Origin of the sequence: Staphylococcus sp. HMSC072B07, from assembly GCF_001815505.1 — a bacterium.
GTDB lineage: Bacteria > Bacillota > Bacilli > Staphylococcales > Staphylococcaceae > Staphylococcus > Staphylococcus simulans.
The window spans coordinates 1,614-2,645 of sequence record NZ_KV820949.1 but is presented as its reverse complement, the minus strand read 5'-3'; the positions used below and the strand labels follow the sequence as shown (position 1 = coordinate 2,645).

The 1,032-nt window shown below is 28.0% G+C and carries 1 protein-coding gene; it reads left to right on the top strand.

Going from position 1 to position 1,032, the window contains the following annotated elements; all coding sequences use genetic code 11:
* The first annotated feature begins 731 nt into the window (after window positions 1-731).
* A complete protein-coding gene (locus HMPREF3031_RS11555) occupies window positions 732-980 on the top strand; it encodes a hypothetical protein (protein WP_070684299.1) in 249 nt (82 codons plus the stop codon).
* The last annotated feature ends 52 nt before the right edge of the window (window positions 981-1,032 follow it).

Sequence of the window (1,032 nt, the reverse complement as noted above, 5' to 3'; positions counted from 1 at the left end):
CTTATTTACGGGCTTATTTATATCCTTATTTACGTTTATTTTTGTGTCACACAAAAATAAACGCTCCCTATAACTTTCAATAGTTATAGGGAGGAGACAGCCTGATAGCTATATACCATAATTTACAGCACTTATATATCGTTATATATATCAATTAATAAAAAAACGTCATTAATTAGGCTTAAAGCTAGCAACTAATCATCTTAAGCGAATATATAGAGTTTTGTATTAAAACTACATAAATATTAAGGTTTCTTCAAAATGTCCCTTTAAAATTTAAAATAAAGACACTCAACTTTATCACAAGACTTGTGATAAAGTTTGTATAAAAAGAGGTGTAATAAGTAGATAAGATTAGTTACTTTTTAAAATCATTAGTATTAGCGATTATGCTTCGTTGTACAATGAATTATTTGCTACCGACATTTGAAAAATTTTCTTTTAAAATTGTAGATGGACTTATTTTTGGCGTGTTATTGTATCTTTTAGTCATTTGGTTTATTGGTCTTTTTAAGAATTCATCACAAAAATAGAACACATATTTATGTCGAGAAAATTTATTGATCAACGAGAAGAACAATTAACTAAACTTGAAGACGAATGTCGGTATAGCGTGAGCTATTAAGCCGACCATTCGACAAGTTTTGGGTTTGTTAAGGGTTTAGAAGCTCGCTGTCAATATAGTAATTTAACTAATAGGATGACTTTAAGACGTGGAAAGGAGTATTACATTGGTAAAAAGTTTTTGGAAAGCATTATTAGAATCTATTATTGTAATGATTGGAATATCAGTAGTTTTGTGGTTGTTAAATAAAATCGAAGTTGATGCTAGAGGAATTGATAATGTTATCAGTGAATCTCAATATAGTAGTTTTGCCTTTGTGAATATTTTCGATTTAGAGGTATTTAACATTGCTTTTTCCATTCTTATTATTGTCTTAATAATTTATATTTTTGCTAAAACTGCGTTAAGAAAATAAGAAGTTTTATGAATAGACCACGCATTTATGCCGAGAAAATTTATTGATCAAT